The sequence below is a fragment of the Curtobacterium sp. NPDC087082 genome, from assembly GCF_044745045.1.
Lineage (GTDB): Bacteria > Actinomycetota > Actinomycetes > Actinomycetales > Microbacteriaceae > Curtobacterium.
Map to the genome: position 1 here is coordinate 278544 of NZ_JBIUZN010000005.1, position 17968 is coordinate 296511.

At 70.9% G+C, this 17968-nt stretch carries 16 protein-coding genes; 13 read left to right on the forward strand and 3 right to left on the reverse strand.

What is annotated here, in order from left to right; genetic code table 11:
- Positions 1 to 148: 148 nt before the first annotated feature.
- From ileS to ACIPEP_RS14900, 5 genes are read left to right on the forward strand one after another with little or no spacing between them, the layout of a single operon-like run.
- Positions 149 to 3400, forward strand: coding sequence for an isoleucine--tRNA ligase (gene ileS, locus ACIPEP_RS14880; protein ID WP_402717687.1), 3252 nt, complete (start codon positions 149 to 151; stop codon positions 3398 to 3400).
- Positions 3397 to 4842 (forward strand): folylpolyglutamate synthase/dihydrofolate synthase family protein, encoded by a 1446-nt coding sequence (locus tag ACIPEP_RS14885; RefSeq protein ID WP_083403306.1) that lies wholly within the window; start codon positions 3397 to 3399, stop codon positions 4840 to 4842. Before ileS ends, ACIPEP_RS14885 begins: the two co-directional genes overlap by 4 nt.
- Positions 4839 to 5255, forward strand: a complete 417-nt coding sequence (locus ACIPEP_RS14890) for a DUF4233 domain-containing protein (protein ID WP_070416559.1) — start codon at positions 4839 to 4841, stop codon at positions 5253 to 5255. Before ACIPEP_RS14885 ends, ACIPEP_RS14890 begins: the two co-directional genes overlap by 4 nt.
- A 36-nt stretch (positions 5256 to 5291) precedes the next feature.
- Complete coding sequence (gene ndk, locus ACIPEP_RS14895) at positions 5292 to 5711, forward strand: nucleoside-diphosphate kinase (RefSeq protein WP_070416558.1); 420 nt, start codon at positions 5292 to 5294, stop codon at positions 5709 to 5711.
- Positions 5712 to 5728: 17 nt separating this feature from the next.
- Positions 5729 to 6577, forward strand: coding sequence for a thioredoxin domain-containing protein (locus tag ACIPEP_RS14900; RefSeq protein ID WP_071295396.1), 849 nt, complete (start codon positions 5729 to 5731; stop codon positions 6575 to 6577).
- A gap of 69 nt (positions 6578 to 6646) precedes the next feature.
- Here the strand turns inward: ACIPEP_RS14900 and ACIPEP_RS14905 are convergent, their stop codons facing one another.
- Positions 6647 to 7498 carry a DsbA family protein gene (locus tag ACIPEP_RS14905; RefSeq protein WP_402717688.1) on the reverse strand — a complete coding sequence of 284 codons (852 nt, stop codon included), beginning with the start codon at positions 7496 to 7498 and terminating at the stop codon, positions 6647 to 6649.
- A 100-nt stretch (positions 7499 to 7598) separates the two neighbouring features.
- A complete protein-coding gene (locus ACIPEP_RS14910; RefSeq protein WP_229085097.1) occupies positions 7599 to 8201 on the reverse strand; it encodes a vitamin K epoxide reductase family protein in 603 nt (200 codons plus the stop codon).
- A gap of 267 nt (positions 8202 to 8468) precedes the next feature.
- On the opposite strand from ACIPEP_RS14910, the gene ACIPEP_RS14915 reads away from it, so the two are divergent.
- Together ACIPEP_RS14915 and ACIPEP_RS14920 are read left to right on the forward strand one after the other, a co-directional pair.
- Positions 8469 to 11321 carry an Rne/Rng family ribonuclease gene (locus ACIPEP_RS14915; RefSeq protein ID WP_402717689.1) on the forward strand — a complete coding sequence of 951 codons (2853 nt, stop codon included), beginning with the start codon at positions 8469 to 8471 and terminating at the stop codon, positions 11319 to 11321.
- A gap of 2 nt (positions 11322 to 11323) precedes the next feature.
- A complete protein-coding gene (locus ACIPEP_RS14920) occupies positions 11324 to 12262 on the forward strand; it encodes a hypothetical protein (protein ID WP_402717690.1) in 939 nt (312 codons plus the stop codon).
- A gap of 399 nt (positions 12263 to 12661) precedes the next feature.
- Here ACIPEP_RS14920 and ACIPEP_RS14925 read toward each other — a convergent pair whose 3' ends face one another.
- On the reverse strand, positions 12662 to 12925 hold the full coding sequence (locus ACIPEP_RS14925) for a DUF4031 domain-containing protein (protein ID WP_229085138.1): 264 nt from the start codon (positions 12923 to 12925) through the stop codon (positions 12662 to 12664).
- Between the two features lie 188 nt (positions 12926 to 13113).
- Between ACIPEP_RS14925 and rplU the strand changes: the two genes are divergently transcribed.
- From rplU to ACIPEP_RS14955, 6 genes are all read left to right on the forward strand, one after another.
- The gene (gene rplU / locus ACIPEP_RS14930) at positions 13114 to 13422 is read left to right on the forward strand and encodes a 50S ribosomal protein L21 (protein ID WP_022905369.1); all 309 of its coding nucleotides are present in this window, start codon (positions 13114 to 13116) and stop codon (positions 13420 to 13422) included.
- Between the two features lie 14 nt (positions 13423 to 13436).
- Positions 13437 to 13688 (forward strand): 50S ribosomal protein L27, encoded by a 252-nt coding sequence (gene rpmA, locus ACIPEP_RS14935; RefSeq protein WP_070416551.1) that lies wholly within the window; start codon positions 13437 to 13439, stop codon positions 13686 to 13688.
- Between the two features lie 86 nt (positions 13689 to 13774).
- Positions 13775 to 15316, forward strand: a complete 1542-nt coding sequence (gene obgE, locus ACIPEP_RS14940; RefSeq protein WP_070416550.1) for a GTPase ObgE — start codon at positions 13775 to 13777, stop codon at positions 15314 to 15316.
- Positions 15317 to 15323: 7 nt separating this feature from the next.
- The gene (proB, locus tag ACIPEP_RS14945; protein ID WP_254789344.1) at positions 15324 to 16142 is read left to right on the forward strand and encodes a glutamate 5-kinase; all 819 of its coding nucleotides are present in this window, start codon (positions 15324 to 15326) and stop codon (positions 16140 to 16142) included.
- Between the two features lie 316 nt (positions 16143 to 16458).
- Positions 16459 to 17724, forward strand: coding sequence for a glutamate-5-semialdehyde dehydrogenase (locus ACIPEP_RS14950; protein ID WP_402717691.1), 1266 nt, complete (start codon positions 16459 to 16461; stop codon positions 17722 to 17724).
- A 42-nt stretch (positions 17725 to 17766) separates the two neighbouring features.
- Positions 17767 to 17967 (forward strand): hypothetical protein, encoded by a 201-nt coding sequence (locus tag ACIPEP_RS14955; RefSeq protein WP_070416548.1) that lies wholly within the window; start codon positions 17767 to 17769, stop codon positions 17965 to 17967.
- Position 17968 lies beyond the last annotated feature (1 nt).

Sequence of the window (17968 nt, forward strand, 5' to 3'; positions counted from 1 at the left end):
CCGGCAGTAGAACCGGGCGGACCGGGCCGCGCACGCCCCCGGCAACGAGCGGTCGCCCCGGGTCACCCGGAGCGGCAAGCGAGGTGGTACCGCGGAGCCTGCTCCGTCCTCGTGGTCCTGAGAACCGGCAACCCACAGGAGCCCCGCGGTGCGCTACCCACTTGATTCCGACGCAGACGGCGTCGTCCCGTCGCCGTCCTTCCCCGCCGTCGAGCAGGGGATCCTCGCCTTCTGGAAGGGCGACGGCACGTTCCAGGCGTCGATCGACCAGCGCGAGGGCTGCGACGAGTGGACGTTCTACGACGGCCCGCCGTTCGCCAACGGCCTGCCGCACTACGGCCACCTCCTGACCGGGTACGCGAAGGACGTCTTCCCGCGCTACCAGACCATGCGTGGCAAGCAGGTGCACCGCCGCTTCGGCTGGGACACGCACGGCCTGCCCGCCGAGCTCGAGGCGATGCGCCAGCTCGGCATCACCGAGAAGCACGAGATCGACGAGATGGGCGTCGACGTCTTCAACGCCGCCGCCAAGAAGTCCGTCCTGCAGTACACCGACGAGTGGCAGCAGTACGTCACCCGCCAGGCGCGCTGGGTCGACTTCGAGAACGACTACAAGACCCTCGACGTGACGTTCATGGAGAGCGTGCTGTGGGCGTGGAAGCAGCTCTGGGACAAGGGGCTCGCGTACGAGGGCTTCCGGGTCCTGCCGTACTGCTGGAACGACCAGACGCCGCTGTCGAACCACGAGCTGCGCATGGACGACGACGTCTACAAGATGCGCCAGGACCAGTCCGTCACGGTGTCGTTCCCGCTGCAGGGTGCGCGCGCCGAGTCGCTCGGGCTGGCCGGCGTGCGTGCGCTCGCCTGGACGACGACCCCCTGGACCCTGCCCACGAACGCCGCGCTGGCCGTCGGGCCTGCGGTTTCGTACGTGGTGCTGCCCGCCGGTCCAGGAGGCGCGGCTGACGGTGGCGCCGCCGGTTCCGTCCACTATCTGCTGGCGTCGGACACCGTGGCCGCCCACGCGAAGGACCTCGGCTACGAGAGCGCGGAGGACGCCGCTGCCGCGGTCGTCCGCACCCTGACGGGTGCGGAGCTCGACGGCGTCGAGTACGAGCGCCTCTTCGACTTCCTCGCGGAGACCGAGGGCATGGAGAACGCCTGGAAGATCCTCGTCGCCGACTACGTCGAGACGGGCGAGGGCACCGGCATCGTGCACCAGGCCCCGGCCTACGGTGCCGACGACCAGGTGGTCTGCGCCGCGGCGGGCATCCCCGTGGTGCTGTCGCTCGACGAGGGCGGTGTCTTCACGTCGCAGTTCGGCGAGGTCGCCGGGATGCTCTGGTCGGACGCGAACAAGCCCCTCACGAAGGCCGTCCGCGACGCCGGTCGACTGCTCCGCCAGGCGTCCTACGAGCACAGCTACCCGCACTGCTGGCGCTGCCGGAAGCCCCTCATCTACAAGGCCGTGTCGAGCTGGTTCGTCCGCGTGACCGAGTTCCGCGACCGCATGGGCGAGCTCAACCAGGACATCAACTGGGTGCCGGACAACGTCAAGGACGGCCAGTTCGGCAAGTGGGTCGGCAACGCCATCGACTGGTCGGTGTCCCGCAACCGGTACTTCGGCACGCCGATCCCGGTGTGGCAGTCCGACGACCCCGAACACCCGCGTACCGACGTGTACGGCTCGCTCGAGGAGATCGAGCGTGACTTCGGTCGACTGCCGGTGAACGCCGACGGCGAGGTCGACCTGCACCGCCCGTTCATCGACGACCTGACGCGCCCCAACCCGGACGACCCCACCGGGAAGTCGACGATGCGCCGGATCACCGACGTGTTCGACGTCTGGTTCGACTCCGGGTCGATGCCGTACGCCCAGGTGCACTACCCGTTCGAGAACCGCGAGTGGTTCGAGTCGCACAACCCGGCCGACTTCATCGTCGAGTACATCGGGCAGACCCGCGGCTGGTTCTACGTCATGCACGTGCTGTCCACCGCGCTGTTCGACCGGCCGGCGTACAAGAACGTCATCAGCCACGGCATCGTGCTCGGCTCAGACGGCCAGAAGATGTCGAAGTCGCTCCGGAACTACCCGGACGTCTCCGAGGTGTTCGACCGCGACGGTGCCGACGCGATGCGCTGGTTCCTGATGTCGTCGTCGGTCATCCGCGGCGGGAACCTCGTCGTCACGGAAGAGGGCATCCGTCAGGGCGTCCGCGAGTTCCTGCTGCCGCTCTGGTCGACGTACTACTTCTTCACCCTCTACGCGAACGCGTCGGGGGAGTCCGGGTACCAGGCGTCGCGGAGCACGTCGAGCACCGACGTGCTCGACCGCTACCTGCTCGCGAAGACCCGGGTGCTCGTGTCGGACGTGCAGCAGCACCTCGACGCGCTCGACACCCCGCTCGCCGCCCAGGCCGTCCGCGACTTCGCCGACGTGCTGACGAACTGGTACGTGCGCCGGTCGCGCGACAAGTTCTGGCTCGGCGCCGAGTCCTCGCCCGAGGCCCGTGCCGCGTTCGACACGCTGTACACCGTGCTCGAGACGCTCACCCGCGTCGCCGCACCCCTCGCCCCGCTCGTGACCGATGCGGTCTGGCGGGGACTGACCGGCGGCCGCAGCGTCCACCTCGAGGACTTCCCCGACGCCGAGGAGTTCCCGGCCGACCAGGCGCTCGTCGACGCCATGGACCGCGTGCGGGACGTCGCCTCGAAGGGGCTCGCGCTCCGCAAGGCCACCGGCAAGCGCGTCCGCCTGCCCCTCGCCACCCTGACGCTCGTGGTGCCCGACCCGGCGGCCGTCGAGCCCTTCGTGGACATCCTCCGCGACGAGCTCAACGTCAAGCAGGTCGTGCTCGAGCAGCAGGAGGAGTCGTCGCTCGGTCGGTACGGCATCGAGCGGAAGCTCACCGTGAACGCCCGTGCCGCCGGACCCCGCATCGGCAAGCAGGTCCAGCAGGTCATCCCGGCTGCCAAGAAGGGCGACTGGACCGCGACCGAGTCCGGCGTGACCGTCGGCGGCGTCGACCTCGTCGAGGGCGAGTACACGCTCGACCTCACCGTCGCCGACGACTCCGTGGCGGTGGCGTTCCTCGACGGCGGCGGCTTCGCGGTGCTCGACACCGTGACGACGCCCGAGCTCGAGGCCGAGGGGCTCGCCCGCGACGTCGTCCGCGCCGTCCAGCAGGCCCGCCGTGACGCCGACCTCGACGTCAGCGACCGCATCGTCCTCACCCTCGGTGCGGACGAGGTCGCCGACGCGGCGGTCCGCACCCACCAGCAGCTCATCGCGGGGGAGACCCTGTCGACGAGCGTCGAGATCGTGCCCCTCGGGGCAGACGCCACCACCACCGACGTCGGTGACGGTGCGAAGGTGACCGTGGAGGTGTCACGCGCATGAGCGAGTACCCCGAAGAGCCGTCCGAGGACGGCATCGAGATCCCCGTCGGCCCCGCCGGTGCGACGGACCCCGCCGACGCCGTGCCCTACGGCGCGGACGACGACGAGGTCAAGCGCGTCGAGGCGGCCCTGTACGCCCGGATCGGTGAGCAGTCGCCCGAACACCGGCTGTCCGCGACCCGGCGCGCCGTCGAGCTCCTCGGCGACCCGCACCTGTCGTACCCCGTGATCCACCTGACCGGCACGAACGGCAAGACCTCGACCGCGCGCATGGCCGAGAGCATCGTCCGGGCACACGGCCTCCGGACCGGCCTCATGACGAGCCCGCACCTGGTGTCGATCCGGGAGCGCATCGTCATCGACGGCACCCCGATCGCCGCCGACCGCTTCGTGGAGAACTGGGACGACATCGCCCCGATCCTCGAGATGACCGACCAGGAGCTCACCGACAAGGGCGAGCTCCCGCTGACCTTCTTCGAGGCGCTGACCGTCCTCGCCCTGGCGTGCTTCGCCGAGGCGCCGGTCGACGTCGCCGTGATCGAGGTCGGCATGGGCGGCGAGTGGGACTCCACCAACGTCGTGCAGAGCCAGGTGCAGGTGTTCACGCCGATCGCGATCGACCACGCCAAGCAGCTCGGCAGTACCGTCGCCGAGATCGCCCGCACGAAGTCCGGCATCATCAAGCCCTCGTCGTCGATCGTCTCGAGCGCACAGACGCCCGAGGCGCTCGCCGAGCTGCAGCGCGCGGCCGAGCTCACCGAGTCGACCCTCGCGGTCGAGGGGGACGGCTTCCGGCTCGTCGACGTGACGCCGGCCGTCGGCGGCCAGCTCATCACCGTGCAGGGCATCGCCGGACGCTACGACGACCTGTTCCTGCCGCTCTTCGGCCGGCACCAGGCGCACAACGCCGCCGTCGCGATCGCCGCCGTCGAGGCCTTCCTCGGCCGCGGCTCGCAGGCCCTCGACGAGGACGTCCTGTCCGAGGGACTCGCCGGTGCGACCAGCCCCGGCCGGCTCCAGCCGATTGCCACCGGACCAACCGTGGTGGTCGACGCGGCGCACAACCCGCACGGCGCACGCGCGCTCGCCGAGGCGCTCCCCGTGGCGTTCCCGTCCGAGCACGTGGTCGGCGTCGTCGGCATCCTCGGCGACAAGGACGCCCGCGGCTTCGTCCGCGCGCTCAAGGACACCGTCGCGACCTTCGTCGTGACCCAGCCGCCGGGGGAGCGTGCCCTCGACGCGGACGAGTTCGCCCGGGTCGTGGTCGACGAGGTCGGCGAGGACCGGGTCGTCGTCGAGCCGTCGCTCGAGGCCGCCCTCCAGGAAGCCCGTGACCTCGCGGACGACGCCGAGGCGGACGACGCCATGGTGCTCGTCGCGGGCTCGATCGTGATGGTGGGCCGGGTCATGGACCTGGTCCACGCCGAAGGCGGGACGAAGTGACGGACGCGGGCCGCGCCTCCAGGACCCCACGCGCGCCGCGCACCCGTCGGCCGCGACGCGATCGCGGCGCACGGGAGAGCCTGCTGTCGATCACCCTCGTGCTCGAGGCGATCATGTTCTTCTTCCCGATGCTCGTCGTGTTCGGCAAGGGGACGCTCCCGCCAGCGGTCGCGTTCGGCGGTGGCATCGGCTCGATGATCGTGCTGGCACTGGCCTCTCGCCTGACCGGCAACCGCGCCGGTGTAGGGTTCGGGTGGCTGCTGCAGGCGGCCATCCTCGCCACCGGGTTCATCGAACCGTTCATGTTCGCCGTGGCCGTGGTGTTCCTGGCGCTGTGGGTCTTCTGCTTCGTCAAGGGCGGTCAGCTCGACCGTCAGAACGCCGCGAGACGCGCGGCCCTCGGCGAGGACTGACCACCCCGTTCGACCACGAAACACCAGGAGTTCCGCGTGTCCGATCTCGAAGAGACCCTCGTCCTCGTCAAGCCCGACGGCGTCGCCCGCCAGCTCACCGGTGAGATCCTCCGCCGGATCGAGGCCAAGGGCTACGAGATCGTCGACCTGAAGATGGTGACGGCGCCCCGTGACCTGCTCGACGCCCACTACGAGGAGCACCAGGGCAAGCCGTTCTTCGAGCCCCTCGTCGAGTTCATGCAGTCCGGCCCGGTCGTCGCCGTGCGCGTCGCCGGCAACGGCGTCATCGCCGGCTTCCGGTCGCTCGCCGGCACCACCGACCCGACCTCGGCCGCGCCCGGGACGATCCGCGGTGACCTCGGCCGCGACTGGGGCCTCAAGGTGCAGCAGAACCTCGTGCACGGCTCCGACAGCCCCGAGTCGTCGGCGCGCGAGCTCGCGCTCTGGTTCGCCTGAGTCCGGAGGATCGACGCGTGACGAACAACGACCGTCCCTCGAAGAACGAGCGTCGCCAGCACGCCCGTGACGTCGCCCGGCAGCGCGCCGAGGCCGAGAAGCGCCGCAAGCGCCGCAACCGCTGGTTCCTGCAGGGCGGCATCGGCCTCGGGATCATCGCCGTCGCCGCGATCGTCGCGATCGTGGTGGTGAACGTGAACAACCAGCCCGCCGTGTCCGCGGCCGGGCCGAAGAACATGGCGACCGGTGCGATCCAGTTCACCGGCAGCGACGGCACGGTCACCCCCGTGACCTCCGGCGCGGTGTCGGCGAAGGCCACCCCGTCCCCGGTGCCCACCGCGGCCGCCGACGGGAAGGTCCAGGTCACCGAGTACGTCGACTGGGCCTGCCCGGTCTGCAAGCAGTTCGAGGCCGCCTACGCCGACCAGATCCTCGACAAGGTGAAGTCCGGCGACGCGACGCTCGCGATCCAGCCCGTGTCGATCCTCGACCGCAGCTACCAGAACTCGCGGTACGCCAGCCGGGCCGCGAACGCCGCGATGTGCGTCGCGAACTACGCGCCGGACAAGTTCCTCGACGTCCAGACGCAGTTCTTCGACAACCAGCCGGAGGAGGGCACGAAGGGCCTGACGAACGCCGAGATCGCGAAGCTCGTCACGGCCGGCGGCGCGACCGGGTCGAACGTCTCCGAGTGCCTGTCGAGCGAGCGCTTCCGCGGGTGGGTGACGAAGTCCACGAACGCCGTGCTGGCCGATCCGGCACTGCAGGGCACGCAGGGCTTCGGCACGCCGACCGTCCTCGTGAACGGCAAGAAGATCGCCACGCTGACCGACGTCATCACCGAGATCGACGCCGCGTCGAAGTAGCACGCTGGACGACGACGGCCCCCGCTTCCGATCGGAAGCGGGGGCCGTCGTCGTCCGGGGCAGCCGGGACTACGCCTTCCCGCCGTTCTGCTCCACGAACGCGGCGAAGGCGTCCGTGTCGGTGAGCGAGCCGTTGTACTGCTTGCCGTTGACGATCACGGTCGGGGTACCGGTGACCTTGTCGAGCGACGAGTTCGGGATCGGGTCGTTGAGCACCCGGTTCGTCGCGTCGGCAACCCACCCGGCGAACTTCTGGTCCGTGATGCAGGACGCCACGTTCTCGTTCGTCGCCCCGGCGGCCTTCGCCAGCGATGCGAGCTTGTCGTTCGTGAGGCCGCGCGTGCTCTCGGACGGCTGGTTCTCGTAGAGCGACGTGTTGTACGCGAGGAACGCGTCCGGGTCGTAGTTCGCGACGCAGGCTGCGGCGGCGGCCGAACGGGTCGAGTACTTCGAGCCGAGGGACACGCGGTCGAGCAGGTTGAACGGGTGCAGCTCGAGCGTCGCCGAGCCGTCCTTCACCCACTGCTGGATCTGGGACATCTGGCTCGTCTCGAACTGGTTGCAGTACGGGCACATGTAGTCCGAGTACACCGTGATGTTCGCGACGGAGTCGTCCTGCTTCGTCGGGGTCGGCTTCCCGCCCTCCGGCGTGGCCTTCGTGGTGACCGGGACGATCTGCCCGTTCGAGCCCGTCAGGAGCACACCGTCGCTCGCCATGTTCTTCGGCCCGGGGCCGGCGGGTTGCACGGAGTTCGCGACCGCCACGACGACGATCGCGGCGACCGCGAGCGCGCCGACGATGATGCCGCTGATCCCCAGGGTCTTGTTGCGGCGTCGACGCGCCTGCTCCTTCGCGCGGGCGAGGCGTGCGCGCTCCCGCGCTGCCTCCCGCCGGGCCTTCTTGCTCTCGTTCTCGCTCATCGCCATCGAGCGTAGGTCGTGCCGGTGGGGCGATCGGCCGATCTGGCTGGGAAGGACCCAGGAATTCGATGACGCGTCATCGGCAACGCTCAGCGGGCGCTCAGAAGGAGGAGAGGACCCGCGGGAACACGATGAGGATCGACACGGCGATGAACAGGTAGTTCGCCAGCGGGAAGGCCCAGCAGAAGGGCAGCAGGGTCCGACCGAGCCGCTGGGCGCCGGCGCCGAAGCGTCCCTGCGCGGCGTTCCAGATCGTGAACACCCAGAACATCGGGATCGTCATCGACCACACGAGCATGCACCACGGGCAGAGCGCGCCGATGAACCAGACGGTCTGGGTGAAGAGCCACGTGACGAAGACCCACGCCAGGAACACGCCCGCGTTGAACGCGATCCAGAACCAGCGCGAACCGTTCCGGAACCCGGCCAGGAGCATGACGGCGACGGCGATCGGCGCGACGAAGCCCATGACGCCGAGCAGCGGGTTCGGGAAGCCGAGCAGGTGCCCCTGCCAGCTGGCCATCACGTCGGAGCAGTTGATGAACGGGTTGACGTCGCAGGACAGCACTGCCTGGGGGTGCGCGTACTTCTCGAACTCGTCGATGACCAGTCGGAACGCCCCGTAGAGACCCACCGCGCCGGTGATCAGGAGGAAGACGCCCATGGCGATCGGACGGCGGACGGCAGGTGCTGGCGTGCTCACGGCGTCATCATCGCATGCTCGATCCGGTCCTTTCCCGGTGCGGCATGCGATAATCCCTGGAGGTCGTGCGGCCATCCGCACGACGACGAAAGCTTTCCGGGCCCAGCCCGGACGATCAGGTGCGGTGAGAGCGCACCGTGACCGGGACGCGCGCGACGCGACGGTCACAAGACAGCGAACGCGGGGGCGTGGTCGCCACCCGCTACAACTACAGAATTCCCGCCGTCCGGACAGGATGCGAGCGGGGTCAAGGAGTGCACCAGGTCCATGGTGGAGCAGAACAACGACAACACGAACAACGAAGAAGTCGCACCGAAGCGTCGAGGCCGCCTGTTCGGCGGTCGGCGCGCCCGGTCGGCCGGCCAGGAGGCACGGGGTGACGCCGCGCAGACGGGTCCCGTCGAGCAGGTGACCGGGTCTCCGGCGGACGGCACGTCCGACGCCGGCGCGGAGACGCTCGCGGTGACGGACGCAGCGCCGGACGCCGGGGGAGCGCCGGAGGCGCCCACCGTGTCGGTCGCGGTCGAGGCGACCGCCGGCGGCGACGAGCCGCACGATGTGAGCACCCTCACGGGCGACCTGCCGGTCATCACGGCCGGTGACGACACCGAGACCGCAGCCGCACCGGCCGCGACGGTCGAGGCGGACGCGAGCAGCGCCTCCAGTCCGGCGGAGCCCGTCGACGAGCCGTTCGTCCCCAAGGCGACGAGCACGCTCAGCCTGATCTTCCACGCCCCGGTCCTGCCGGACCTGCCCGAGCGCGCGCCCCGTCACGACGAGGACGACGACGACGAGCAGGGCGGCGGACGCCGTCGGTCGCGTCGCCGCGGCACGAGCGCCGACCGCGAAGGCCGTGAGCCGCGCGAACCGCGCGAGCCGCGGGACCACCAGGAGCCCCGCCGCCGCGAGGTCGAGTACATCACCGAGCCGCAGAAGGTGAAGGGCTCGACGCGGCTCGAGGCGAAGAAGCAGCGCCGCCGCGACGGGCGCGATGCCGGTCGTCGTCGCCAGGTCGTCACCGAGGACGAGTTCCTCGCCCGCCGCGAGAGCGTCGACCGGCAGATGATCGTCCGGTCGAGCGCCTCGAAGATCGAGATCGGCGTGCTCGAGGACGGTGTCCTCGCCGAGCACTACGTGACGAAGTCGCACAACGTGTCACTCATCGGCAACGTGTACCTCGGCAAGGTGCAGAACGTCCTGCCCTCGATGGAGGCGGCGTTCGTCGACATCGGTCGCGGTCGCAACGCCGTGCTGTACGCGGGCGAGGTCGACTGGAACTCGGTCGACACCGGCAACCACGGGCGTCGGATCGAAGCCGCGCTCAAGCCGGGCGACAAGGTCCTCGTGCAGGTCACGAAGGACCCGGTCGGGCACAAGGGCGCCCGTCTGACGAGCCAGGTCTCGCTGCCGGGTCGCTACCTCGTGTACGTGCCGAACGGCTCGATGAACGGCATCTCGCGCAAGCTGCCGGACACCGAGCGTGCGCGCCTCAAGAAGATCCTCAAGGAGGTCCTCCCGGAGCACGCGGGCGTCATCGTCCGCACCGCCGCCGAGGGCGCGACCGAGGAGCAGCTCACCCGCGACGTGCAGCGCCTCACCAGCCAGTGGGAGGCGATCCAGAAGAAGGTCGCGAACGGCCAGGCGCCGGTCATGCTCCACTCGGAGCCGGACCTGCTCGTGAAGATCGTCCGCGACGTCTTCAACGAGGACTTCACCAAGCTCATCATCGACGGCTCCGCGGCGCGCGAGACGATCGACGAGTACCTCACCGCGGTCGCGCCGGACCTCAAGGACCGCGTCGAGATCTACGACGGCCCGGACTCCTTCGAGGAGTACCGCCTCAACGAGCAGATCGAGAAGGCCCTCGACCGCAAGGTCTGGCTGCCCTCCGGTGGTTCGCTCGTGATCGACCGCACCGAGGCCATGACGGTCGTCGACGTCAACACGGGGAAGTTCGTCGGGTCCGGCGGCAACCTCGAGGAGACCGTCACGAAGAACAACCTCGAAGCGGCCGAGGAGATCGTCCGCCAGCTCCGCCTGCGGGACATCGGCGGCATCATCGTCGTCGACTTCATCGACATGGTGCTCGAGTCGAACCGCGACCTCGTGCTGCGTCGACTCGTCGAGTGCCTCAGCCGTGACCGGACGAAGCACCAGGTCGCCGAGGTCACCTCGCTCGGCCTCGTGCAGATGACCCGCAAGAAGATCGGCGTGGGGCTCCGCGAGTCCCTCGACGAGGTCAACGCCAAGGTCAACGACAACAACGCCGACCCGGGGCCGTCGAAGAGCCGTCGCAAGAGCCGCGGTGGGGCCGGCAACGGCGGGTCCAACGGTTCGAACGGTTCGAACGGTTCGAACGGTGGGAACGGGTCGAACGGCGGGTCCGGCAACGGTTCGTCGTCGAACGGCTCGTCGCACGCGCACCAGATCACGGACGACGTGAAGAGCGCGCTGTCCCGGATCGCCGCATCGACCATCCCGCACGAGGAGCACGACGGGGCTGCGACCCCGGCTTCGGCGTCCTCTGCGGTGTCGGCGGATTCGGCGGCATCGGCTGCATCGGCGGCATCGGCTCCGGAGGCACCCGCCGCGGAGTCCGGTCCGGACACCGGCGCGTCGCAGTCCGAGCACGGCGAGCAGTCGTCGGGCTCGAAGCGTCGACGTCGTCGTGGTGGCCGCGGTGCCGGTGCGCCCGAGACGACGGCGGACACCGCGTCCGGCTCGTCCACGGCGCCCGATGCACCGTCCGCGCCCGAGCAGGGCACGTCGGCTGCTGCCGCTCCGGCTGCGGCGGCTCCGGTCGCTGCTGCCCCCGTCGTCGAGGACGTGCCGGCCAAGGCGCCGACCCGCCGTCGGGTGAGCTCGAGCGCCCCGGTGACCCCGGCCGAGACCTCGGTCGCGATCCTCGACATCCCGATCGCCGCCACGAAGCGCGAGCCGCGCCAGGTCAGCGGGGACGCCGAGTCCCTGCTCGACTCCGTGCTGCAGGCGCTCCCGGAGCCCAAGCAGCCGGGGCAGGGCCGTTCGCGGTCCCGTCGCGTCTCGTCCCCGAGCATCAGCGCACCGGCGACGGCCGAGGGTGACGACACCGACGACGGCGCCGTGATCCTGGGGAACTGACGATGTCGAACCCCGGCGATCCGCAGCGGTCGCAGCACGATCGTGGGTACTACGGCGCGGGCTGGTCCCAGCCCGCGCCGCCCGCCGGTGCCCCGCAGCAGCCGGGCGGAGCGTACGGGGGACCGCAGCAGTCCGGTGCCCCGTACGGCGGGCCGCAGCAGTCCGGCGTCCCGTACGGTGCGCCGCAGGGCGGCCCGTACCGCGGGCCGCAGTACGGCGGGTCCGGGCCGGCTCCGCGCCCACCGCGGACGCCGGCGGATCCGCGTCGGGCCTTCGCTCCGGGAGCGTCGGTCACGAACACGGCCGGCGCGCTCATCGCCGTCGTGTCGATCGTCCTCGTCGAGTTCGTCTCGGGGCTCGTCGGCCTGCTCGGCGCCTCGTTCGTGGTGCACCCGTTCGCGAGCTACGGCGCGGGCGGCAGCCTGGTCGGCGGGTTCGTGTCCGGGGTGTTCGCCACGCCGTTCCCGTTCTACGCCGGGGCCTTCCTCGCGCTGGCGTTCCTCACGCCCGTCGACCGACGGAGCCCGCTGCCGACGGTGCTCCTCCGCGCCGTGCTCGCCGGGGCCGCTGGAACGATCGCCCTGGCGCTCGTCGGGGTCTTCACGGGCACGTTCAGCGCCGTCCGCTCCGGAGGCGCCCAGCTCCTCATCGACGTCGTCACCCGCCCGCTGCAGTCCGGTGTGCCGTTCACCCTGATGCTCATCGCGACGTCGACCGCGGCGTGGCTCTGGCTCGGGCGGCCAAGGGGCGGACGTCGTGCGCCCGGAGCACCCGGCACGCCCGGGACGGTCCGACCGGCCGACGCGGTGCCGCCGGCGACCGTGCAGCCGTCGTCGCAGCAGGGTCAGCCGGGGCAGCCGGGGGCGCAGGGGGGCCAGGTGCCGCCGTACGCGCCGCCGCAGCCCCCGTCGAACCCGTGGGGTGGTCCGGCGCCGCGCTGAGCCGCTGAGCGGCCGCGTGCGGCTCGTGGCCGTGTGCCGGCTGCCGGGCGCCGGGCGCCGACGTGGTGCGACATGGTCGAGGTCGTCCGACGTCGACCATGTCGCACGTTGCGTGCGCCGTCCGTTGCGGACGCGGGGGTGCGACATCCCCGACGTCGTCCGACCTCGGCGATGTCGTTCGGGCTCGCCACGCGCGACGGTGCCGCACCGCCGCGCCGCGCCGCGCCCGGGAGTCGGCCGCGCACCGTGGGAGGTGCCCGGCGGGGCGGGGGTGCGCCGCGCCTCCTGGACCGCCGCGCGCCACCGCGCCGTGCCGCGTGCGAGGTGCCGGGCAGGGTGCGAGGGAACGACCGCCACACCCAGCACGGGACGTCGCACCGTGCGTGGGTGGCCGCGCGCTCAGAACGTGTGCTTGTCCCGCTGGGCGACCCGCAGCCCGCTGCCGATCAGGCGCAGGACCAGCTCCCGCCCGGTGACCGCCGTGGCCCCCGCGGCGACGAGTTCCTCGTAGCGCGACAACGGCACGTCGTAGTGGTCGTGGTCGAACGCACGGCGTGGGATACCGACGCGTCCAGCGAACTCGTGCAGCTCGTCGTATGATGTGTCACTGACGAGGTGCGACCACAGAGTGTCGTGTGCGGGCCACGTCGGCGGGTCGATCATCACGGTCACACGGCAATCGTACGTGTGTCGCCGTTTGACCGGACCTGGGGGCATCGAGTATTCTCGATCCCTGGTGTCAGCGGGCCGTTCTGCCTGCGTCGCCGATCGGGCCCGGCCCTCCGGGAACCGCTCGTGCAGAAGTGGGCACCCGAGACTTCCCTCAAGCAGAGTTACGTAAGGATTTCCACGTGGTTTACGCAGTAGTGCGCGCCGGCGGCCGTCAGGAGAAGGTCGAGGTCGGCACGATCATCACGATCGACCGTGCCAAGGCCGACGACAAGGGCAACATCGACCTCGCCCCGGTGCTCCTCGTGGACGGTGACAAGATCACGTCGGCGGCTTCCGAGCTCGCCAACGTGACGGTCACCGCCGAGGTGCTCGAGGACCTCCGCGGTCCGAAGGTCGTCATCCAGAAGTTCAAGAACAAGACCGGGTACAAGAAGCGTCAGGGTTTCCGCGCTGAGCTCACCCGCGTCAAGATCACCTCGATCGCGTAAGGCGGGAGTAGAAGATGGCACACAAGAAGGGTGCGAGCTCCACTCGCAACGGTCGTGACTCGAACGCACAGCGCCTCGGCGTGAAGCGCTTCGGTGGCGAGGTCGTCAACGCCGGTGAGATCATCCTCCGCCAGCGCGGTACCCACTTCCACCCGGGCGCCAACGTCGGCCGCGGTGGCGACGACACGTTGTTCGCCCTCTCGGCCGGTGCGGTCGAGTTCGGCACCAAGGGCGGCCGCAAGGTCGTCAACATCGTCAACGCGTAAGCAGTTCGACGATCTGACTCTGCGGGAGGGGCGGGCCACGTGCCCGCCCCTCCCGTTCTTTCGTTGCAACACCAAGGAGTGGACCCATGGCGACCTTCGTCGACCGCGTGACCCTGCACCTCACCGCGGGGAACGGCGGCAACGGCTGCGTGTCGGTCCGCCGTGAGAAGTTCAAGCCGCTTGCCGGCCCGGACGGCGGCAACGGCGGTGACGGTGGCGACATCGTCCTCGTCGCCGACCCCCAGGTGACGACCCTGCTCGGCTACCACCGCTCGCCGCACCGTTCCTCCAAGAACGGGCAGCCCGGCATGGGCGACATGCGGAGCGGCATCAGCGGTGAGACGCTCGAGCTCCCGCTGCCGATCGGCACCGTGGTGTACGACGAGAACGGCGACGTCCTCGCGGACATGACCGAGCCGGGCATGCGTGTCGTCATCGCCCCCGGCGGTCAGGGCGGTCTCGGCAACGCCGCGCTCTCGACCACGAAGCGCAAGGCCCCCGGGTTCGCGCTGCTCGGCACCGAGGGCTGGGCCGGTGACGTCAGCCTCGAGCTGAAGACCATCGCCGACGTCGCCCTCGTCGGGTTCCCGAGCGCCGGCAAGTCCTCGCTCATCGCCGCGATCTCCGCCGCGAAGCCGAAGATCGCCGACTACCCGTTCACGACCCTCACGCCGAACCTCGGCGTCGTCGAGTCCGGGTCCACCCGCTTCACCGTCGCCGACGTCCCCGGTCTGATCGAGGGCGCGTCGGAGGGCAAGGGCCTCGGCCTCGAGTTCCTCCGTCACGTCGAGCGCTGCGAGGCACTCCTGCACGTGATCGACTGCGCCACCCTCGACCCCGGCCGTGACCCGATCAGCGACCTCGACGTCATCCTCGGCGAGCTCGAGCGCTACCCGGTCCCCGAGGGCCAGGTGCCGCTGCTCGAGCGCCCGCAGATGATCGCGCTCAACAAGGTCGACGTGCCCGAGGCCGAAGAACTCGCCGCCTTCGTGCGCGACGAGCTCGAGGGCCGTGGCTATCGCGTCTTCCCGATCTCGACCGCGTCCCGCAAGGGCCTGCGCGAGCTGACGTTCGCGCTGGCCGACGTCGTGGAGCAGGCCCGCGCCTCCCGTGCCGCCGAGCCGGTGGCCGAGCGCATCGTCCTCCGCCCCAAGGCGGTCGACGACAAGCCCTTCACCATCCGCGCCGAAGGCGGCGAGGAGCACCGCTTCTACCGCATCCGCGGTGCGAAGCCGGAGCGCTGGGTGCAGCAGACCGACTTCACCAACGAAGAGGCGATCGGCTACCTCGCCGACCGCCTGGCGAAGCTCGGCGTCGAGGACGGCCTGTTCAAGGCCGGAGCCGTCGCCGGGTCCACCGTCGTCATCGGTGGCGACGGCGGCACGATCTTCGACTGGGAGCCCACGCTCACCTCGACCGCGGAGCTCATCACGAGCGCCCGCGGGACCGACGCCCGGATCGGCGCGACCTCGCGTCCGACCCGCAACGAGCGTCGCGAGGAGTACTTCGAGCGCATGGACGCCAAGGCCGCGGCGCGTGCCGAGCTCGAGCAGGAGCGCATCGCCGGGCTGTGGGCGGAGGACGGAGACCTGTCTCCCGCCGAAGCCGACCGGGATGACAGGGACTGACCACAGCATGACCGACACGACCGCACGCACCGACCTCGGACCCGTCACCCGGCGCGAGGACATCCCGCGTGCCAAGCGGATCGTGGTCAAGGTCGGGTCGTCGTCGGTCAGCGGTGACAACACCGGGCAGATCGCTCCGCTCGTCGACGCCATCGCGGCAGCGCACGCCCGGGGGACCGAGGTCGTCCTCGTGTCCTCCGGTGCCATCGCCACCGGGTTCCCGTTCCTCGGGCTCGAGGGCCGCCCCGACGACCTCGCCACCCAGCAGGCCGCCGCCGCGACCGGGCAGAACGTCCTGATGTTCCGGTACCAGAAGGAACTCGACCGGCACGCGGTCGTCGCGGCGCAGATCCTCCTGACCGCGGGGGACCTGCAGAACCCGACGCACCGGGTGAACGCGCAGCGGGCCATCGACCGGTTGCTCGCACTGCGGGTGCTGCCGATCGTGAACGAGAACGACACCGTGGCGACGCACGAGATCCGCTTCGGGGACAACGACCGGCTCGCGGCGCTCGTGGCCCGGCTGCTCGGGGCCGATGCGCTCGTGCTGCTGTCCGACGTGGAGTCGCTCTACACGCGGCCCCCGGAGCAGCCCGGCGCGGAGCCGATCACGCACGTGCCGTTCGGCGACGAGCTCGCCGGGGTCACGTTCGGGTCGATCGGTGCCGCGGGCGTGGGGACCGGGGGAGCGGGGACGAAGGTCGCTGCCGCCCGGCTCGCGGCCGAGGCCGGCACGGCGGTGCTCGTGACGGCGACGGCGCTCGTGGAGCGGGCGTTGGCGGGGGAGCAGGTCGGGACCTGGTTCGAGGCGGCGGCGCGGGGCTGACGGGGGCCGGTTCCGGTTCGTTCGGTTCGGTTCGGTTCGGTACGGTTCGGTTCGGGAGGCGCGGGTCGGCTGCGGCGCGCCGCTCACGTCCGCCGAGGGGGCATTGTTCGTCACGCTCGGCGCCTCCGAGCGACGGATTCCGCGACCTCGGCGGCACGCCTGCGGCGTGTCGTGCCCGCTCGCGAGGCGCGCGGACCGAGAGGTGCGGGCGCTGCGGGCGTGTGCTGACTCCTCCACAGGAGCCGCGCCTCCAGGGCCCTCCACAGGCGAGCCGGACCGCCGTCATGTGGCGGACCCCCGCGCCTAGAATCGAGCCATGTCGCTGACCGCATCCGCCCCGACCCTGACCGGCAAGCTCGTCGCTGCGCGCGACGCGGCGTCGGTCCTCGCCACGGCGACGACCGCGGTGAAGGACGCGGCGCTCCTCGCGATCGCGGCGGGCGTGCGACAGGCGACGGACGAGATCGTCGCGGCCAACCACGAGGACCTCCTGGCGGGCGAGGAGAGCGGGCTCTCGTCCGGGCTCCTCGACCGGCTGCGGCTCGATCCCGTCCGCATCGACGCCCTCGCCGCCGCGGTCGAGCACGTCGTCGGCCTCACCGACCCGGTCGGGCAGCACGTCCGCGGGTCGCGGTTGCCGAACGGGCTGCAGCTCGCCCAGGTGCGGGTGCCGTTCGGGGTCGTCGGCGCGATCTACGAAGCGCGGCCGAACGTCACGGTCGACATCGCCAGCCTCGCGCTGAAGAGCGGCAACGCGGTCGTGCTCAGGGGCGGCTCGGCGGCGCAGCGCACCAACGCGGTGCTCGTCGCCCGGATCCAGGACGCCGTCGCCTCGGCGGGGCTGCCGCGCGAACTCGTGCAGACGATCGACGAGTTCGGGCGTGCCGGCGCGACCGACCTGATGCGGGCGCGCGGGCTCGTCGACGTGCTCATCCCGCGGGGCAGCGCGTCACTGATCCAGACCGTCGTGACCGAGTCGCAGGTGCCCGTGATCGAGACGGGTGCCGGGGTCGTCCACGTGTTCCTCGACGAGTCGGCCCCGCTCGACCGGTCGATCGACATCGTCCTGAACAGCAAGGTGCAGCGGCCCAGCGTGTGCAACGCGCTCGAGACGCTCCTCGTGCACGAGCGGGCGGCCGACCGGCTCCTGCCCTCGCTGGCCGACCGGCTGCGGGCCGCGGGCGTCACGCTCCGCGGTGACGACGCCACGCGGGTGCTCGTGCCCGGTGTGCTCCGGGCGACGGACGACGACTGGGGGACCGAGTCGATGGACCTCGACCTGTCCGTCCGGGTGGTGCCCGACGTCGACGCGGCGATGGCGCACATCGCGCGCTGGTCGACGCACCACACCGAGTCGATCGTCACGAACGACGTCGACACGGCCGAGCGCTTCCTGGCCGAGGTCGACTCCGCGGTCGTGATGGCGAACGCCTCGACGCGGTTCACCGACGGCGGGGAGTTCGGGTTCGGTGCCGAGGTGGGGATCTCCACGCAGAAACTGCACGCTCGTGGGCCGATGGGGCTGCCCGAGCTGACGAGCACCAAGTGGATCGTGCGCGGGCAGGGACAGATCCGCGGCTAGACTGAACGGCGAATTCCCCCGACCGAACGGAGCATCGGATCAATGACCTTCCTCGCAGAAGCCGCTGAGCACGCCTCGGGGGTCCCCGCGTACGTGTTCCCGCTCGTCGGTGCCCTCTTCTTCGCGTTCCTCGGGTTCGTGACCTGGAGCTTCCGCGACGTGGCCTACCGCCACTCGCACAAGTTCGAGGCCACGCGCACCCACGAGACGGGTGTCGACGAGTTCGGTCGCGCCGAGCACTGAC